Below are 16,138 nucleotides of genomic sequence, written 5' to 3' on the forward strand. Positions count from 1 at the left end.
GAACCACCCATGCCGCGCAAAAACAATGGTGTGACGGCGCTTGACCTGCCGATGGTCGACCCGTTGCCCGAGGACATTCAGAAATACTTCGACATCTGCGACGAGAAACTTGGCCTCGTCCCGAATGTGCTGAAAGCCTATGCGTTCGACATGGAAAAATTGCGCGCGTTTTCGGCGATGTATAACGAATTGATGTTGGGCGACAGCGGGTTGTCAAAGCTGGAGCGCGAGATGATCGCCGTTGTCGTCAGCTCGATCAATCGCTGCTGGTATTGTCAGGTCGCCCATGGTGCCGCCGTGCGCGCCCTGTCCGGCAATCCACAACAGGGGGAAGCGATGGTCATGAACTGGCGCATGGCCGATCTGGACGACCGTCAGCATGCAATTCTGGGTTTTGCCGAGAAAGTTGCAAAGGCATCCTCCGAAATAACCGAGGCGGATCGCAACGCATTGCGGCAAGCCGGGTTCTCGGATCGGGACATCTGGGATATTGCAGCTACGGTCGGGTTTTTCTCGATGTCCAACCGCATGGCATCGGCTGTCGGGATGCAACCAAACGTCGAATATCACGCCCAGAATCGATGACGATCTTGTCCCGATTCCTTTGGCTGGCAACCGTGCTGATGTTTGCCACCGGTGCAGCGCAACCTGTCCAGGCGTTCAATCTGCCAGCCGGGGCGAAACTGCGCGCGGAAGAGCGCGACGACGCAGGTCGCGCCACCATTGCAACAGAGCGCTTCAATGGCGAGGCGGTGCCTTCCATCGTCGCCGAAGGTCAGATTGTTCGTCAGGCGTGGAAAGTGGATGGCACCAGCCAAACCAGCTTTCAGATCCTCCTCGGCCTGCGCGACCAGTTGATTCAGGATGGGTTCGACATATTGTTTCAGTGTCAGTCCGTGTCCTGCGGCGGCTATGATTTCCGCTTCGGCGTGGGTCATTTCAAAGCGCCTGACATGTTCGTAGACCTTGGCGATTATCATTATCTTAGCGCGCGCAAGGAGGGTCAGCTGACCAGTGTCCTGGTCAGTCGCTCGAAAGAGGCAGCTTTTATTGAAGTGTTGCAGCTCAACCCGGAAGACAGCGCGGCATCCAAGGCACCGGCGATCTCGGCTCAAACAGCTGTGCGCATCCCATCATCCGGACCCATTGGCGCGCTGTTGGAAAACAACGGACGCACCGTGCTTGACGGGCTAAGCTTCGCGACCGGGTCTTCTGAATTGACCGACGGCAACGTGCCTGTCCTGAACGAACTTGCGACCTATCTAAATCGGAACCCCGAGCGAGAGATCATTCTGGTGGGCCACACAGATGCAGAGGGCAGCCTTGCAGGCAATGTCACACTGTCACGCAAACGGGCAACCGCAGTGATGAACAGCCTGATCCAGCAATACGAGGTGAACCCCGCGCAATTATCTGCCGAGGGCGTTGGCTTTCTGATGCCGCTCACCCCCAACCTGACAGCAGAAGGTCGCGAGATGAACCGACGGGTAGAAGCGGTTTTGATCAGCACTGACTAGACGCTGGTCCAATTACCAGTTGTCGGGCCCTTTATCGGCAAAGGCGTGAACCAGAAAATCGATAAACGCGCGGACTTTGGGTTGAGTGAACCGGCCCGGAGGATACACGGCATAGATACCCTGCACATCCTGGGGCAAGTCGGGGATCGCATCGACGACCAACCCCTGCTCCAACGCATCGGAATAAAGGAAACTGGGCAAATAGGCGATTCCAAGACCGGAAATGGCCGCATTCAGAAGCGACTGTCCGTCATTCACACTCAGCCAGCCAGCAGACCGGACCTGCCGCACCTCGCCTGACGGGGCTGGAACTTTCCAAACATTGCCCGAACTTTGGTTCGAGTAATGCAGGAGTTTGTGTTCGTTCAGGTCGTCGATGCGAGTGGGGCGGCCATACTGCTCGAAATATTCGGGGCTGCCAACCATCCGGCGGGTGGTCGTTGAGATTTTGCGGGCGCGAAGCGAGCTGTCTTCCAACTCGCCCACACGGATAGCCATATCGAACCCCTCGGAAATCAACTCAACGTAGCGGTTGGCCAAATCCAGATTCACATGCACATCGGGGAAATCATGTAAGAATTCTCCCAGCACAGGGCTTAGGTGATTAACACCAAAATCGGTCGCTACGGAAATGCGCAGGATACCGGACGGGGCCGACTGCATGGACGTCACGAGCGCATCCGCTTCGCCTGCATCATTCAAGACGCGCCGCGCGCGATCGTAATAGGCAAGGCCAATTTCCGTCGGGCTGACCCGCCGTGTCGTGCGGTTCAAAAGCCGGGCACCGAGGCGTGCCTCAAGACTTGAGACATGCTTGGAAACCGCAGATTTCGAGATCCCCATCTTCTTGGCAGCATCCGTGAAACCGCCTTGGTCCACTACGGTGGCAAAGGCTTCCATTTCGGTCAGTCGATCCATTTCACTCTTTCCAACAAGTTCACCCCAGTGCGCTCGTTTATCCCGGCCAATTGGGGCAAGACTGTGAAGAACAACCGACAATACGGGGGTAATTGCGGGGATCGTTATGGCTCTGGAAACGACCGCGGTCGGCTATCGTGTTGAAAAGGTTAGCTCTGCGATACTGATCCAGATTGGCAGGGTGATGGCAGCCAACAAAGTTGTCTGGGCGATCAAGGTCGCGACCAGATTTCGGTTTGCCCCGAAGGCCGACGCCAATACATGCGCCGCCGAGGCCGTCGGAAGGGCTGCAAACACGATCAGCACCGATGCAATGGCTGGATCCAGCGACAGGACCAGGCTGACACCCAAAGCAAATACAGGCAGCACCACCAGTTTTATCGCACAGATCGCCCCGCTGAACCGGTCCAGCCGCGCCAACGCACCCCAGTTCATGGTCGCACCAATCGACAAAAGCGCGATGGGGATGGCTGCGCGCGCCAACATCTCGATCGGGACCATGATCGGGGTGGGTAAGCGCCAGCCCATCAAGCCAAACACGACACCGCCAAGGCTGGCCAGCAGAAACGGGTTCAGGACCACCCTGGTCACGGTCGCCCCGAAGCCCAACGCACCGCCGCGCGACAGGGCGGACACCGCAAACAGATTTGCCACAGGGACGCCCATGCCGACCGCCACAGCCATCTCGCCTGCGCCGCCATGGGTCAGAAGCTCGACAGCGACCAGACCCAGGGCCGTGTTGAACCGCCAGCAAACCTGCCACGTGCCCGCGAAATCCAGAAACCGGTCTGGCCCGACACCGCGAACAAGCCAACCCATGATCAATCCAACAGACAGGATGGACCAAACAACAGGTGCCATGATGAAAAGCTTTTCCGGGTCGATGGGGCGGCTGGCAGCCGCCACGAACAGAAGCGCGGGAAACAGGATCTCGAAATTCAGCCGATCCAGACCTTGCCACGCGTTTTCAGACAGACGCTTGCGGAGAACTCCACCCAACCCCACAAGAAGGAAGCTGGGCATAAGACCTGCAAAGACGGCTAAGAAAACCATGTGACCTCCGAAGCAAACGCCTCAAGATCAGTGGTTCAGATCAAAGAGCGGCCGCCAGGCGCGATCCTTGGTCGATTGCCCGCTTGGCGTCAAGTTCTGTCGCCACATCCGCGCCACCGATCACATGCGGTGACTTTCCTCGCGCCACAAGCGCGTCGGCAAGACTGCGGTCACTGACCTGACCGGCACACAGGATGATATTGTCCGCCTCGATCATACGCGGGTTATCCCGCGCTTCACCAGTTGAGACCATCAGCCCATTATCGGTAATCCGCTCGTAATTCACACCGCCCACCATCTCGACCCCTTTCATCTTCAGGGTCGCGCGGTGAATCCAACCGGTGGTCTTGCCAAGCCCCTTGCCCAGCGCCTTGGCCTTGCGCTGCATCAGCGTCACATGGCGCGCAGGCGCTTCGGGTTTCGGACCATCCGGTGACAACCCGCCACGCGCCTTGGCCGGGTCGGTCACGCCCCATTCGGTCAGCCATTCGTCAAGGTTTTCGGTCGGGCTGTCACCCGCTTGGGTCAGATATTCGGCCACATCAAAACCGATACCCCCTGCCCCGATGATCGCCACACGGTCGCCCACGGGCACCTCGTGGCGCAAGACGTCGATATAAGACAGGACGTTGTCGGACTCCTGCCCCTCGATCCCCGGATCGCGGGGGATGACACCGGTGGCGATGATCACCTCGTCAAAGCCATCAAGGTCGTCCGAAGTCACCTCTTTTCCCAGTTGCAGGTCAATCTCTGATGCCGCAACCTGCCGTTCATACCATTCGACCAGACCGATGAATTCCTCTTTGCCGGGGATTTTCTTGGCCATGTTCAACTGCCCACCCACCTGATCGGCGCGATCAAACAACGTAACCCTGTGACCTCGTTGGTCGGCCACAAGCGCCGTGGACAGACCCGCAGGCCCCGCGCCCACAATGGCGATGGATTTGGGTGTGTCGGTCATGTCATAGCGCAGCTCTGTCTCGTAGCAGGCCCGCGGGTTTACAAGGCAGGTCGAGATCTTGCCACCGAACGTATGGTCCAGACAGGCTTGATTGCACGCGATGCAAGGTGCGATGTCGCCAGCCCGGCCCTCGGCGGCTTTCGCAACAAACGCCGGGTCGGCAAGAAATGGGCGGGCCATCGACACCATGTCCGCCGCGCCACCGGCGAGCACCTCTTCGGCCACGTCCGGGTGGTTGATCCGGTTTGATGTGATGATTGGCAGCGACACCTGCCCCATCAGCTTTTTCGTGACCCATGTAAAAGCGGCGCGCGGGACCGAGGTTGCAATTGTCGGGATACGTGCCTCGTGCCAGCCAATGCCGGTGTTGATGATCGTGGCGCCGGCCTTCTCGATCTCTTTCGCCAATTGCACGACCTCGTCAAAGGTCGAGCCGTTGGGGACAAGGTCAATCATCGACAAGCGATAGATGATGATGAACTCGGGACCAACAGCGGCGCGCACGGATTTCACCACCTCGATCGGCAAGCGCATCCGGTTTTCATACGGCCCACCCCAGCGGTCTTCGCGCTTGTTGGTGTGGGTGACAAGGAACTGGTTCAGGAAATAGCCTTCCGACCCCATAACCTCGACACCGTCATAGCCAGCCTCTTTCGCGCGGGCGGCGGCGGTGGCGAAATCGGCGATCTGTTTCTGGATGCCGTCTTCGTCCAGTTCCTTCGGCGGGAAAGGTGAAATTGGTGATTTGATTGGGCTGGCCGAAACGCAATCCGGTCCATAGGCATAGCGCCCGGCGTGAAGGATCTGCATCGCAATCTTGCCGCCCTCAGCGTGCACACGATCCGTGACGATCCGGTGATTGGCAATGTCTTCGTCGGTGTAAAGACCTGCCGCACCGGGATACACGCCACCTTCGGGGTTCGGAGCCATACCACCGGTCACGATCAACGCCGCCCCACCCCGGGCGCGTTCGGCATAGAATTCAGCCACGCGCGGCCAGTCGCCACGTTCTTCAAGCCCTGTGTGCATAGACCCCATAAGCACGCGGTTCTTCAGGGTCGTAAAGCCCAAATCAAGGGGGGCAAGTAGGGTCGGATAGCTGGTCATGCTGGCGGTCTCCTGTCAGTTGCGGCAAACTTGTACGAGGGGTCGCGCGCTGTCATTCAAAACGCTGCGTAACCGGGCGGGTTTACCACGCGCAATCTCTGGTCAGGGCGTCGATCTGATTGGGAGCATAAACGGCCACACCTGCGGCCCGCAATGCAGCGGTGGTAACGCCGAACCCGATCCGCTGCGCGCCATCGTGATGCCCGCTATAAAGCAGCGTCGATCCGCAAGACGGGCTGGCCTCGGTCAACAAGGCATAGGTGCAGCCTTGGGATCGTGCCATTTCTACAGCGCGCTTCGCACCTGTAACGAAGGCGGCGGTAACATTGGTCCCGGCGTTGTCCAATACTCTGGCACGTCCGGCCAGAACATCGTCACCACCATAGTCCGGCTCTATCTCGGCGGGCAGACGCGGAACCGCCAAGCCTCCGGCTAGTTCCGGGCAAAACGGCACGAGTCGGCCTTCGGCCTTCCAGCGCGACAAACAAGCGTGCAGAAATGTCTTGGACTGCCCGTCATACCGCACCTTCTGTCCCATCAGGCACGCGCTGACCAACAGCCGGGACATTGTTAGCTGGTTTCCATGCAGTGCCGCCGAAACGCGCGTTTGAGCATGTCCAGCTCTGCGCGCAACAGATCGACCTCGGCCCTGATGTCCGTCTCAAGCGGTTGCCCGGTCATGATCGAAAACGAATTGAGTGTCGCACCACTGTTCTTGTCGGTGATCAGGAAAGTCTGAACGCCATCGGTCAGCAACTCCGCTGGGATCGGCACTTTCACCACGAAAGCGCCATTTTGATCCGGGTGAGCTGCCACTGTCACACCATTGATTTTCTGCGACAGATGCGTCACCTGAAGATCTGGCGGGTCGTCCTGCGCATTCCCGATCGTCAGAACACCTTCCCAAACGCCGGCTTGTATACGTGCCTTTACCAACTGGGGTTTTGTCACTTCACGCTCCTTATCAGACCTCTGCCCGCGGGCGACGACTGAATGTCACGTCGCGCAGGATCACCTGGCTCATCTCGGGATTCTCGAACACCAGATCAACCCACATGCGGTCGACCCGTTTCTCGTTCAGATTGGTATAGGCAAGATCGAATTCCACAATGGCCTCGGTTTCATCAGTCGGCAGGGCGCGGACAATCTGTTCGGTGTTCGGCCCGTGCTGAACGTTCAGACGCGCGAAAACCTCCAACGGTTTTTCCATCTCGATCAGTGTCATCAGACGCACAAGGTGATTGCGTTTCAACCCCTCGACAGCGGTTTTCGGAAGCTCGACCACGAGCGACAGAAACGATCCGTCAAACCCGAAGACATCCATCCTCAGACCGAACGGCGCAAGGTCACTTTCACGCGTATTTCGGACCTGCCGGACCGTCAGCTCCGAAACCCGGCAATCGTGAAACACCGTTGCTTCACTGCCGAAGTTCGTCTTGCTTTCTACGGCGGATTGCCCCGGCGGTGAAAGTGGGCCACGCCACAGTTCCGGACGATATGCCCAATCACTGTGCAATGGTTTTTGAATGGCGTCCGAACCGATCAAAGGTAAAGTCAGCCGCCCATCTGCCACATGCAACACGCGATCCAGCGCTTCGCGCAGCGCGCGCGCATGTGTGCGAACACCGCGCAGCGCCGCAAGATCAAGAGTGTCAGCCTGTCGCAGAACAGATTGCCAGCGCAGCAAAGACCGGCGCTGAAGCCAATGATCAAGGATTCCGTTCACACGTCGCGCCATATTGTGGTGTCGCCCTGCTAAGATTCGTCCGCCTGCCCGCAGTCATTCTTAGAACAGAATAGGGTCAGTTGCGCAAACCACCTAGCCAACCTTTCACGCCGCCAGCGCCATTGGAGCGCTTGTTTGCCTTGCGAATCCGGGCGACAAATTCTCGCAGCAGCTCATACCCTTTTCCCGGTCCGAGCGGCTGATCCGCGAATGCGGTGGCGCTGGCCGTGACAAGTCGCCCGTTCACCTCAAGAAACGCCCGCCATGTGGTGTTCGACAGGGCCGGGGGCAGACCGTCCGACGTATCCCTGACCCGGACATAAAGCACACCAGACGCCGACTTCACGTCCAGCAAAGTGACAGTCTCCGACTTTCCCACCCGGCTGAGCGCCGCGCGACCAGCATCGCTTTGCACAAAGCCGCGCGCCTCGCGCAGTCGGGCCTCCGGTTCATCTGGCAATGCGGAGGCTTGAATGGGCATCGGAAGGACAGTGGCGGTCAGGAATGCAGGCTTTCCGGGCTTGGGGTCTGCTGGGTTTTTGGTCAAGGCCGCACACGCTCCGATCGGTAGGAACGCGCCTGCTTCTGTGTCCTGATGCGCCGATGTGTCGATACAGAATCCTTTGGGGGCGGCAATCGTCACTGCCCCGCCCATGACGGCCTTGCTCCGAACCAGATCCTCTCGCGGCGTCGCTCGCTCTGCCGAGAAAATGGGGCTTTCCGACAAGTTGGGTCCAGTTTCCCCCCCACCAAGGCAGCCGGTCAGACCCAAGAACATACTCAGCGCCAGACCGACGCGCCACGCAGCGGTTCCGCAGCTCATGGATTTTTCAACCATTACTTCCCCCCACCCGAGGCAACACAATCCGGGCATCACATCAACGTGCACAAATTTCCACCAACTTTTCCCGGTTGTCCATCCATCAGATCGCCCTCATCATAGGGTAAATGAGTTTACATCGTCAGGTATCCATGTGTCCGTTTCCCCCTTTTCCGACAGTCTTTTGATCGCCAAAGCGTTCTGGTCTCCGGCTTTCCCCCACATTCAATTGTGGCGAACGATCATTGGCATCATCATCATTCATGCGGTGTTTTTTGCCGTGACCTTTGCAATTTTCATCGTTGGAGCCAATCTGCTTGGCACCGATCCCGGCAGTATGCTCGGTGCCTCGACCCCTGCCGAGGCAGCGGTGTTTTTCCTGACTTTCCTGGGGTATCATCTGGGGCTATGGGTGACAGTCAGGCTGCTGCACAAACGCGGATACCGTAGTTTGTTTGGACCCGCCCTTCGCGTAAATTGGCTCCATTTCAGACGCGGACTGTTGATCGCCATCGGGATCAGCATCGCGGCGATCCTGGTGCAACTGCTTCAACCCTTGTTCCTGTCACCTGCACAGGAAACCTCAGCCCAACAATCCATTCCATTTGTGAATTGGGCGCTGTTGGTTGTGCCCGCGCTGATATTGGTGCTGATGCAAATCTTCGCCGAGGAACTGGTGTTTCGGGGTTATGTCCTTCAACAACTCCGCGCGCGATTTCGGTCGATCTGGATATGTGCAATCTTGCCTTCGCTTGCGTTTGGGGTGCTGCATTATGACCCCGCCACCTATGGCATCAACAGCATATTCTACGTCACGCACACAGCGACTATCGGTATCCTGCTGGCCGTCGTCACACTGCGCACGGGAAATATCGGTGCTGCTGCCGGTTTGCACTTCGGCAACAACGCCATGCTGATCTTTTCCGGCACCAAGGGCACGCTGGATGGCTTTTCGCTTTTCCTGACCGAAATGGACCTGACCAGTGCACAAATGACATGGTCCATACTGTCTCAGACTACGGTGGTTGTCGCCGCCTTTGCCCTGTGGTGGTGGATGACCCAGCGCAACCAGCCAATTGCAAATGCCGAACAGGCGGACTAGTTAAAACCAAACGACCAAGGAAGACAGGCGATGAACTGGATCTCGAATTACGTCCGCCCCCGCATCAACTCGCTTTTTTCGCGCCGCGAAGTGCCTGAGAATTTGTGGACCAAATGCTCAGAATGCGGAACGATGCTGTTTCACCGCGAATTTACCGAGAATCTGAACGTATGCACCAGTTGCGATCATCACATGGGCATCACGCCCCGTGAACGGTTCACCGCACTGTTTGACGGTGGCGTCTTTACCGAGGTCAACGTCCCGGCCCCCGTCGACGACCCATTGCATTTCAAAGACCAGAAGAAATACCCGGAACGCATGAAGACCGCCCGCAAGGATACCGGCGAACGTGAGGCGATGCTGGTTGCTGAAGGCGAAATTGGCCGCACCCCGATCGTGGCCGCGGCACAGGACTTCAGCTTCATGGGCGGGTCGATGGGCATGTATGTGGGTAATGCCATCATTGCCGCCGCTGAACGCGCCGTCACTGCCAAGCGTCCGCTTGTCCTGTTTTCCGCCGCCGGTGGTGCGCGGATGCAGGAAGGTATTCTGAGCTTGATGCAAATGCCGCGCACAACGGTTGCGGTGCAGATGCTGAAGGAAGCCGGACTGCCTTATATCGTGGTCTTGACCCACCCCACCACCGGCGGTGTGACCGCATCCTATGCGATGCTGGGAGACGTACACATTGCTGAACCCAATGCGCTGATCTGCTTTGCCGGTCCGCGTGTCATTGAACAGACGATCCGCGAGAAACTGCCGGACGGATTCCAACGGGCCGAATACTTGCTTGATCATGGGATGCTGGACCGTGTGACCCACCGCAAGGACATGAAAGACGAACTCGTCACCATCCTGCGTATGCTGACGGGCAAAGGCCCGGCAGTGAAAGGCGATCTGCCAAAACCAGAAGACGTTGCAGCGCCGAAAGTCGACGCCAAGACCGCACCCGCCGAACCGAAAGTCGAACCGAAAGTCGAGGCGGAAACGAAGGCGAAGAAAGCGTGAGCGAAAGCGGTTCGGACATCATCCTTGATCGGATGATGTCCCTTCACCCAAAGATCATTGATCTGACGCTGGACCGAGTCTGGCGTCTTTTGCATGCGGTCGACAATCCTCAGGACAGACTGCCACCGGTCATCCATCTGGCGGGCACCAATGGCAAAGGCTCGACCCTTGCGATGCTGCGCGCCGGGCTGGAAGGTGCCGGAAAACGGGTCCATGCCTATACCTCGCCGCATTTGGCGCGCTTCCATGAACGTATCCGGTTGGCGGGCGACCTGATCAGTGAAGATGCCCTGACTGAAGTGCTGGACCGTGCCTATGCGGCCAATGGCGGCGACACCATCACCTATTTCGAGATCACGACTGTGGCAGCTCTGATGGCCTTTGTCGAAACGCCTGCCGACTATACACTACTGGAGACCGGTCTGGGCGGGCGGCTTGATGCCACCAATGTTGTGTCGAAGCCTGAATTGACAATTATCACCCCCATCTCGATCGACCACACACAGTTTCTGGGTGACACGCTTTCCGCCATCGCAGGGGAAAAGGCGGGTATTCTGAAGCGTGGGGTGCCGTGCATCGTTGGACCACAGCCCGAAGAAGCCCTTGAGGTGATCGAGGCGCGCGCCGCCCGGCTGGGTTGCGCGTTGTTGGCGCAGGGACAGCACTGGCATATGGGTCAAGAACGCGGGCGGTTCATCTTTCAGGACGAAACCGGGTTGCTGGACCTGCCGATGCCCGCCCTGATCGGCCCCCATCAGTTGGAAAACGCAGGCGCCGCCATCGCCGCCCTGCGCCAGTTGGGATACGACGATACGGCATGCGAAGCGGCGATGCGCGATGTGACCTGGCCTGCCAGAATGCAACGCTTGCGCCACGGCCCGCTTGTCGATGCTGCCGGGGACACCGAGCTTTGGTTGGACGGCGGCCACAACCCTGCTGCGGGTGATACGCTGGCCAAGGTGCTGGCAGACCTGCCCGACCGACCGACCCATCTGATCTGCGGAATGTTGAACACCAAGGACATCGCAGGCTATCTGCGCCCGTTGGCACGTGTGGCGGACAGCCTGACGGCAGTGTCCATTCCCGGCGAAGCAAATACGCTGACCGCCGATGTCACGGCCCGCGAAGCCCGAAATGTGGGGCTTGATGCGTCAGAGGCGGCGTCCGTGCTGGACGCCATTGTCGCGATCAGAAAGACTGACCCGGACAGTCGCATCTTGATCTGCGGTTCACTGTATCTGGCCGGGTCGGTTCTGAAAATGAACGGCTAGGCCATTCCACCCCCAAGAATATGCACAAAAGATTGCCGTGATCACAAATTATTTTTCCGCAATGTGCTTCATTGGGATTCACTTCATCCATCAACCCCCCGAAAAGAATCACTTTTTCCGGGTTTGGCGAATCGGAATATGATTCGACACAATATGTTGACAAAATAAGCAGTTAGCCACTACTAATAGGTATTCTTCAGGTAAAGTTCACAATAAGTGAACGGCTTGTCGAGCAGTACTTTGACCAGGGGGTCTTATGTTTCGGTTGTCACGGAAAGGCGTAAATCGGTTTGTGATCACAAGCTTGGCCGTGACTGAAGCAAAGACCACCCTTTCCACTCCCGCTTCCGGCACAGGTTCACCACATTAGGCTCGTTTTTCGGCGCCCGAATGTGTTGTCCCTGAACGCGGGTGGCTAAGTTCGGGTTTTGGTCGCGATGCGCTAAGTTAGGCGGGCAGGACAAGACCTTGGGGTCGCCAATGGCGGCCCCGTTTCATTCGCTGCCCCAATCTTTGTCCTGCATTTCGCGCAAACGGCTGGCCGTGCGCTCAAACTCGAACGATCCTTCGCCTTCGACATACAACATCTCTGGCTGGGCGGCGGCAGAGGCGATCAGCCGGACATTCGCCTCATACAGCGCGTCGATCAGCGTCACGAAGCGCTTCGCCTCGTTGAAATTCGACCTGCTAAGGCGCGGGATATTTTCCAGCACCAACAGTTTTATATTTCGAGCGATGGTCAGATAATCACCCGGCCCCAACATCGCCCCGCACAGGTCGTGGAAACCAGCCCGCGCCGCGCCATTGCGATAAGCCGGCAGAACCACGTCCCGCCCTTTCACGGTCAGGATTAGCGGCGCGGCCTCGCCACCCGTCAGATCACGCCAGATCGCATCAATGGCCTTGCGCGCGTCAATGCTTGCCGGGGTGAAATAGACCTGCTCGCCTGCCAGACGGTCCTGACGGTAGTCATTTGGACTGACCAGTTCATGCACCACCATCTGCTCTTTGATCAGTTCGATGAAGGGCAGGAAAAGTTGTCGGTTCAACCCGTCCTTATACAGGTCATCCGGATGGCGGTTCGATGTTGTCACCACCACGACGCCTGCATCAAACAGCTTCTCGAATAACCGACCCACCAGCATCGCATCGGTGATGTCTGAGATTTGCATTTCATCAAACGCGAACAGACGCACATCATCCGCAATCTGTTGGGCCACCGGGCCAAGCGGGTCGTCGACGCCAGACTTGCGCGCAACGGCCATGCCCTCGTGCACCTCTTGCATGAAGGCATGAAAATGGACGCGGCGCTTGGCGCGGGCATCCAGGCTGTCCACAAACAGATCCATCAACATGGATTTGCCGCGCCCCACACCGCCCCACAGATACAGCCCCTGCGGCACGTCTTCAGGTTTGGAATGGAACAGCCCACCCAATATCCCGCGCTTGCGCACAGGTGCCGCATCAAGATGAACGCGGATGTCTTCAAGCACCGGCAGGGCCGCCACTTGCGCCGGGTCTCGGGTGATCTCGCCCTTCCGGGCGAGGGCTTCGTAAATCTCGGTCAGGTTTGCCATGGCCGAGGAATAAATCGCTTCCACACATAAGGAAAGGTGAAGTGACAGATCAGAAACGAAGAATTGACCAATCGGTCGACTTCGCGGATTTTGCCTGAATGATTCAAACGCGCGCGCCCCTGATTACACCTGTCCTGGTAGCCGGTTGCCTGATTATCCTCGTCAGCTTCGCCATCCGCGCGAGTTTCGGGGTGTTTCAGATTCCGATTGCTGCCGAATTCAACTGGCCACGCGCCGAGTTCTCGCTGGCTATCGCCATTCAGAATCTGGCTTGGGGCATCGGTCAGCCCATCTTTGGTGCGATTGCGGAAAAGATTGGGGATCGCAAAGCGATCATCATGGGGGCGCTGATTTATGCGGTCGGTCTGGTGACGTCATCCCAGGCGGTCACTCCCGGCGCCCACCAATTGCTGGAAATCGCCGTCGGCTTCGGGATCGCAGGCACAGGTTTTGGCGTGATTCTGGCCGTGGTTGGGCGGGCAGCGAGCGAAGAGAACCGGTCAATGTCGTTGGCAATTGCGACCGCTGCGGGGTCAGCCGGTCAGGTGTTTGGTGCACCGCTGGCAGAATATCTGCTGGGCTTCATGCCCTGGCAGAATGTGTTCATCGTGTTTGCCGCCGCGATCCTTGCGACACTGGCGCTGCTGCCCCTGATGAAGACCCAACCGATGGCCGCCCGTTCCGAGCTTGAGGACAGCATGGGGCAGGTCCTAAACAAGGCGATGCGCGACCCCAGCTTTTCGCTGATCTTTCTGGGTTTCTTTTCCTGCGGTTATCAACTGGCATTCATCACCGCGCACTTCCCGGCCCTCGTAACCGAGATGAGTGGCGCGATTGATCCGTCCGGCACGCTGGCAGCGATCGGCGTCTCGACCACCTCGGCCCTTGGGGCGATCTCGATCTCACTGATCGGGCTGGCCAATATCGCGGGCACGCTTTTGGCGGGGTATCTGGGCAAGACATACTCAAAAAAATATCTGCTGGCCGGTATCTATGCGGCGCGGACGGTGGTGGCCGGAATGTTCATCCTGATGCCGATCACACCGACCTCGGTCATCGTCTTTTCAATTGCGATGGGGTCGCTGTGGCTGGCTACGGTGCCGCTGACCTCGGGTCTGGTCGCGCATATCTATGGGCTGCGCTATATGGGCACGCTTTACGGGATCGTCTTCTTCTCGCACCAGTTGGGCAGCTTTCTGGGCGTCTGGCTGGGCGGGCGGATGTATGACGTGTTTGGCGACTACACCATGGTGTGGTGGATTGGCGTGGGCGTCGGCGCGTTCTCGGCAATCGTTCACCTGCCGGTGAAAGAGCAGCCGCTGGCCGCGCGCGCCGCCTAAACCGGCAGCGCCGTGGTCTTGAACACCGTGCGCAAGGCGAACGAGCTTTGCATCCCTTGCACGCCAGGCAGACGAGACAGGTGTTGGCGGTGGATGCGGGCAAAATCCTCGGTATCGGCCGCGACAACCTTCAGGATATAATCCGCCGATCCGGCCATCAGATGACATTCCAAAACATCCGGGATCAACGCCACTTCGCGTTCAAAAGCATCCAGCAATTCATCGGCCTGACCAGACAACGTGATCTCGACAAAAATTGTCGAGGGGCAACCCATCTTGCGCGCGTCCAACAAGGCGACATAGTCGCGAATATATCCTTCCGCCTCCAGCCGTTGTACACGCCGATGGCATGCCGAAGGGGACAGGTTGATCTTTTCAGACAGGTCCGAATTGGACATGCGGCCGGTGCGCTGAAGCACTCTGAGAATACGACGGTCTATGCTGTCCAGTTCCATAATCTCACAAATTTCTTGCGCGTATTGCGCGTTATTCGATGTTTTCTTCGACGCTTTCTAACAGCAGCGACTCTTCTTTTCAAAGCAATTGCGTAAGCAACCGAGTAAACTGACACCCTGAGATAAGACATTAACCGACAACAGGGAATGAGGAGGAAACCCCATGCTGATCGGATGCCCGAAAGAAATCAAACCGCAGGAATTTCGCGTTGGTCTGACGCCCGCTGCGGCAGGCGAGGTGATCGCACGCGGTCACAGCGTCATCGTCGAGACCAACGCAGGCATTGGTGCCGGGTTCACGGATGAGGACTATGCCGCCATTGGCGCCACTGTTCTGGACACCGCAGAAGAGGTGTTTGCCAAGGCTGATATGATCGTGAAGGTGAAAGAACCCCAAGCGGTCGAGCGCAAGATGCTGCGCGAAGGTCAGCTTCTGTTCACCTATCTGCACCTGGCCCCCGATCCCGAGCAGACAAAGGACCTGTTGGACAGCGGATGCACGGCGATCGCCTATGAAACCGTGACCGACCGCAGCGGCGGCCTGCCGCTGCTGGCCCCGATGTCCGAGGTTGCGGGGCGGCTGGCCCCTCAGGTCGGGTCGTGGACCTTGCAGAAGGCCAATGGCGGCCGTGGCGTCCTGATGGGCGGTGTGCCCGGTGTGGGACCTGCGAAGGTTGTCGTGATCGGCGGCGGTGTCGTCGGCACCCACGCCGCCAAGATCGCCGCTGGCATGGGCGCGGATGTGACCGTTCTGGACCGTTCGCTGCCACGCCTGCGGTATCTGGACGATGTTTTTGGCGGCACGTTCAAGAACCAGTACTCGACCGCCGCTGCCACGGCGGAGCTGATTACCACCGCAGACATGGTCATCGGCGCTGTCCTGATCCCGGGTGCGGCTGCACCAAAGCTGATCAGTCGTGACCAGCTGTCCACCATGAAGCCCGGTGCCGTTCTGGTCGACGTGGCCATCGACCAAGGTGGGTGCTTTGAAACATCAAAAGCCACCACCCACGCCGACCCGATCTATGACGTGGACGGCATCATGCATTACTGCGTCGCCAACATGCCGGGGGCGGTCGCCCGCACCTCGACCATCGCGCTTGGCAATGCGACGATGCCGTTCATGCTGGCGCTGGCCGGCAAGGGCTGGAAGCAAGCCTGCGCGGATGACGAACATCTGCTGAACGGCTTGAACGTGCATGCGGGCAAGCTGACCTACGCCGCGGTGGGTGAAGCCCTTGGATTGGACTATATCTCGGGCGCAGACGCGCTGAAAATCTGAT

16 protein-coding genes are annotated in these 16,138 nt (G+C 58.4%); 7 read left to right on the forward strand and 9 right to left on the reverse strand.

The features are described 5' to 3' along the window. Window positions 1-9: 9 nt before the first annotated feature. Both BMY55_RS14690 and BMY55_RS14695 read left to right on the forward strand, forming a co-directional pair. Entirely contained in the window at window positions 10-585 is a 576-nt protein-coding gene (locus BMY55_RS14690; protein ID WP_091431745.1) for a peroxidase-related enzyme, read from the forward strand. Further along, window positions 582-1,517: an OmpA family protein gene (locus tag BMY55_RS14695; RefSeq protein WP_091431747.1), complete on the forward strand. Its 936-nt coding sequence runs from the start codon at window positions 582-584 to the stop codon at window positions 1,515-1,517. Before BMY55_RS14690 ends, BMY55_RS14695 begins: the two co-directional genes overlap by 4 nt. A gap of 12 nt (window positions 1,518-1,529) precedes the next feature. On the opposite strand, the gene BMY55_RS14700 is transcribed toward BMY55_RS14695, so the two are convergent. The 7 genes from BMY55_RS14700 to BMY55_RS14730 all read right to left on the reverse strand — a co-directional run bounded on the left by BMY55_RS14700 (window position 1,530) and on the right by BMY55_RS14730 (window position 8,105). After that, on the reverse strand, window positions 1,530-2,435 hold the full coding sequence (locus tag BMY55_RS14700) for a LysR family transcriptional regulator (protein WP_091431749.1): 906 nt from the start codon (window positions 2,433-2,435) through the stop codon (window positions 1,530-1,532). Window positions 2,436-2,567: 132 nt separating this feature from the next. Continuing rightward, the gene (locus tag BMY55_RS14705; protein WP_091431750.1) at window positions 2,568-3,488 is read right to left on the reverse strand and encodes an AEC family transporter; all 921 of its coding nucleotides are present in this window, start codon (window positions 3,486-3,488) and stop codon (window positions 2,568-2,570) included. A 40-nt stretch (window positions 3,489-3,528) separates the two neighbouring features. Next, window positions 3,529-5,556, reverse strand: coding sequence for an NADPH-dependent 2,4-dienoyl-CoA reductase (locus BMY55_RS14710; protein WP_091431752.1), 2,028 nt, complete (start codon window positions 5,554-5,556; stop codon window positions 3,529-3,531). Window positions 5,557-5,638: 82 nt separating this feature from the next. Next, entirely contained in the window at window positions 5,639-6,124 is a 486-nt protein-coding gene (locus BMY55_RS14715) for a DUF523 domain-containing protein (RefSeq protein ID WP_091431753.1), read from the reverse strand. Between the two features lie 2 nt (window positions 6,125-6,126). Next, the gene (locus tag BMY55_RS14720; RefSeq protein WP_091431755.1) at window positions 6,127-6,507 is read right to left on the reverse strand and encodes a hypothetical protein; all 381 of its coding nucleotides are present in this window, start codon (window positions 6,505-6,507) and stop codon (window positions 6,127-6,129) included. Window positions 6,508-6,520: 13 nt separating this feature from the next. Further along, the gene (locus BMY55_RS14725; protein ID WP_091431757.1) at window positions 6,521-7,294 is read right to left on the reverse strand and encodes a DUF6478 family protein; all 774 of its coding nucleotides are present in this window, start codon (window positions 7,292-7,294) and stop codon (window positions 6,521-6,523) included. Window positions 7,295-7,358: 64 nt separating this feature from the next. Then, window positions 7,359-8,105, reverse strand: coding sequence for a hypothetical protein (locus BMY55_RS14730; protein ID WP_177179360.1), 747 nt, complete (start codon window positions 8,103-8,105; stop codon window positions 7,359-7,361). A 151-nt stretch (window positions 8,106-8,256) separates the two neighbouring features. On the opposite strand from BMY55_RS14730, the gene BMY55_RS14735 reads away from it, so the two are divergent. Genes BMY55_RS14735 through BMY55_RS14745 form a run of 3 tightly spaced genes read left to right on the forward strand, consistent with a single transcriptional unit; the run spans window position 8,257 to window position 11,483 of the window. After that, window positions 8,257-9,204, forward strand: coding sequence for a CPBP family intramembrane glutamic endopeptidase (locus BMY55_RS14735; RefSeq protein WP_177179361.1), 948 nt, complete (start codon window positions 8,257-8,259; stop codon window positions 9,202-9,204). Between the two features lie 30 nt (window positions 9,205-9,234). Then, entirely contained in the window at window positions 9,235-10,212 is a 978-nt protein-coding gene (gene accD / locus BMY55_RS14740; RefSeq protein ID WP_091431762.1) for an acetyl-CoA carboxylase, carboxyltransferase subunit beta, read from the forward strand. Continuing rightward, window positions 10,209-11,483: a bifunctional folylpolyglutamate synthase/dihydrofolate synthase gene (locus BMY55_RS14745; RefSeq protein WP_177179362.1), complete on the forward strand. Its 1,275-nt coding sequence runs from the start codon at window positions 10,209-10,211 to the stop codon at window positions 11,481-11,483. Before accD ends, BMY55_RS14745 begins: the two co-directional genes overlap by 4 nt. A gap of 494 nt (window positions 11,484-11,977) precedes the next feature. On the opposite strand, the gene zapE is transcribed toward BMY55_RS14745, so the two are convergent. Next, entirely contained in the window at window positions 11,978-13,060 is a 1,083-nt protein-coding gene (gene zapE, locus BMY55_RS14750; protein WP_091431764.1) for a cell division protein ZapE, read from the reverse strand. A gap of 98 nt (window positions 13,061-13,158) precedes the next feature. Here zapE and BMY55_RS14755 point away from each other — a divergent pair, with 98 nt between their 5' ends. Continuing rightward, on the forward strand, window positions 13,159-14,400 hold the full coding sequence (locus tag BMY55_RS14755; protein WP_091431766.1) for an MFS transporter: 1,242 nt from the start codon (window positions 13,159-13,161) through the stop codon (window positions 14,398-14,400). On the opposite strand, the gene BMY55_RS14760 is transcribed toward BMY55_RS14755, so the two are convergent. Then, window positions 14,397-14,855: an Lrp/AsnC family transcriptional regulator gene (locus BMY55_RS14760; protein WP_091431768.1), complete on the reverse strand. Its 459-nt coding sequence runs from the start codon at window positions 14,853-14,855 to the stop codon at window positions 14,397-14,399. The two genes, BMY55_RS14755 and BMY55_RS14760, sit on opposite strands and share 4 nt — an antisense overlap. A 163-nt stretch (window positions 14,856-15,018) precedes the next feature. Here BMY55_RS14760 and ald point away from each other — a divergent pair, with 163 nt between their 5' ends. Beyond that, complete coding sequence (gene ald, locus BMY55_RS14765; protein ID WP_091431769.1) at window positions 15,019-16,137, forward strand: alanine dehydrogenase; 1,119 nt, start codon at window positions 15,019-15,021, stop codon at window positions 16,135-16,137. The last annotated feature ends 1 nt before the right edge of the window (window position 16,138 follow it).

The organism is Aliiroseovarius sediminilitoris (assembly GCF_900109955.1).
Lineage (GTDB): Bacteria > Pseudomonadota > Alphaproteobacteria > Rhodobacterales > Rhodobacteraceae > Aliiroseovarius > Aliiroseovarius sediminilitoris.

Excerpts from the sequence above, each read along its gene's own strand:
- BMY55_RS14705 (WP_091431750.1), bottom strand. The coding sequence starts at position 3,488 with ATGGTTTTCTTAGCCGTCTTTGCAGGTCTTATGCCCAGCTTCCTTCTT.
- BMY55_RS14755 (WP_091431766.1), top strand. The coding sequence starts at position 13,159 with ATGATTCAAACGCGCGCGCCCCTGATTACACCTGTCCTGGTAGCCGGT.
- BMY55_RS14690 (WP_091431745.1), top strand. The coding sequence starts at position 10 with ATGCCGCGCAAAAACAATGGTGTGACGGCGCTTGACCTGCCGATGGTC.
- BMY55_RS14760 (WP_091431768.1), bottom strand. The coding sequence starts at position 14,855 with ATGGAACTGGACAGCATAGACCGTCGTATTCTCAGAGTGCTTCAGCGC.
- BMY55_RS14715 (WP_091431753.1), bottom strand. The coding sequence starts at position 6,124 with ATGTCCCGGCTGTTGGTCAGCGCGTGCCTGATGGGACAGAAGGTGCGG.
- BMY55_RS14725 (WP_091431757.1), bottom strand. The coding sequence starts at position 7,294 with ATGGCGCGACGTGTGAACGGAATCCTTGATCATTGGCTTCAGCGCCGG.
- BMY55_RS14730 (WP_177179360.1), bottom strand. The coding sequence starts at position 8,105 with ATGAGCTGCGGAACCGCTGCGTGGCGCGTCGGTCTGGCGCTGAGTATG.
- accD (WP_091431762.1), top strand. The coding sequence starts at position 9,235 with ATGAACTGGATCTCGAATTACGTCCGCCCCCGCATCAACTCGCTTTTT.
- BMY55_RS14695 (WP_091431747.1), top strand. The coding sequence starts at position 582 with ATGACGATCTTGTCCCGATTCCTTTGGCTGGCAACCGTGCTGATGTTT.
- BMY55_RS14700 (WP_091431749.1), bottom strand. The coding sequence starts at position 2,435 with ATGGATCGACTGACCGAAATGGAAGCCTTTGCCACCGTAGTGGACCAA.
- zapE (WP_091431764.1), bottom strand. The coding sequence starts at position 13,060 with ATGGCAAACCTGACCGAGATTTACGAAGCCCTCGCCCGGAAGGGCGAG.
- BMY55_RS14710 (WP_091431752.1), bottom strand. The coding sequence starts at position 5,556 with ATGACCAGCTATCCGACCCTACTTGCCCCCCTTGATTTGGGCTTTACG.
- ald (WP_091431769.1), top strand. The coding sequence starts at position 15,019 with ATGCTGATCGGATGCCCGAAAGAAATCAAACCGCAGGAATTTCGCGTT.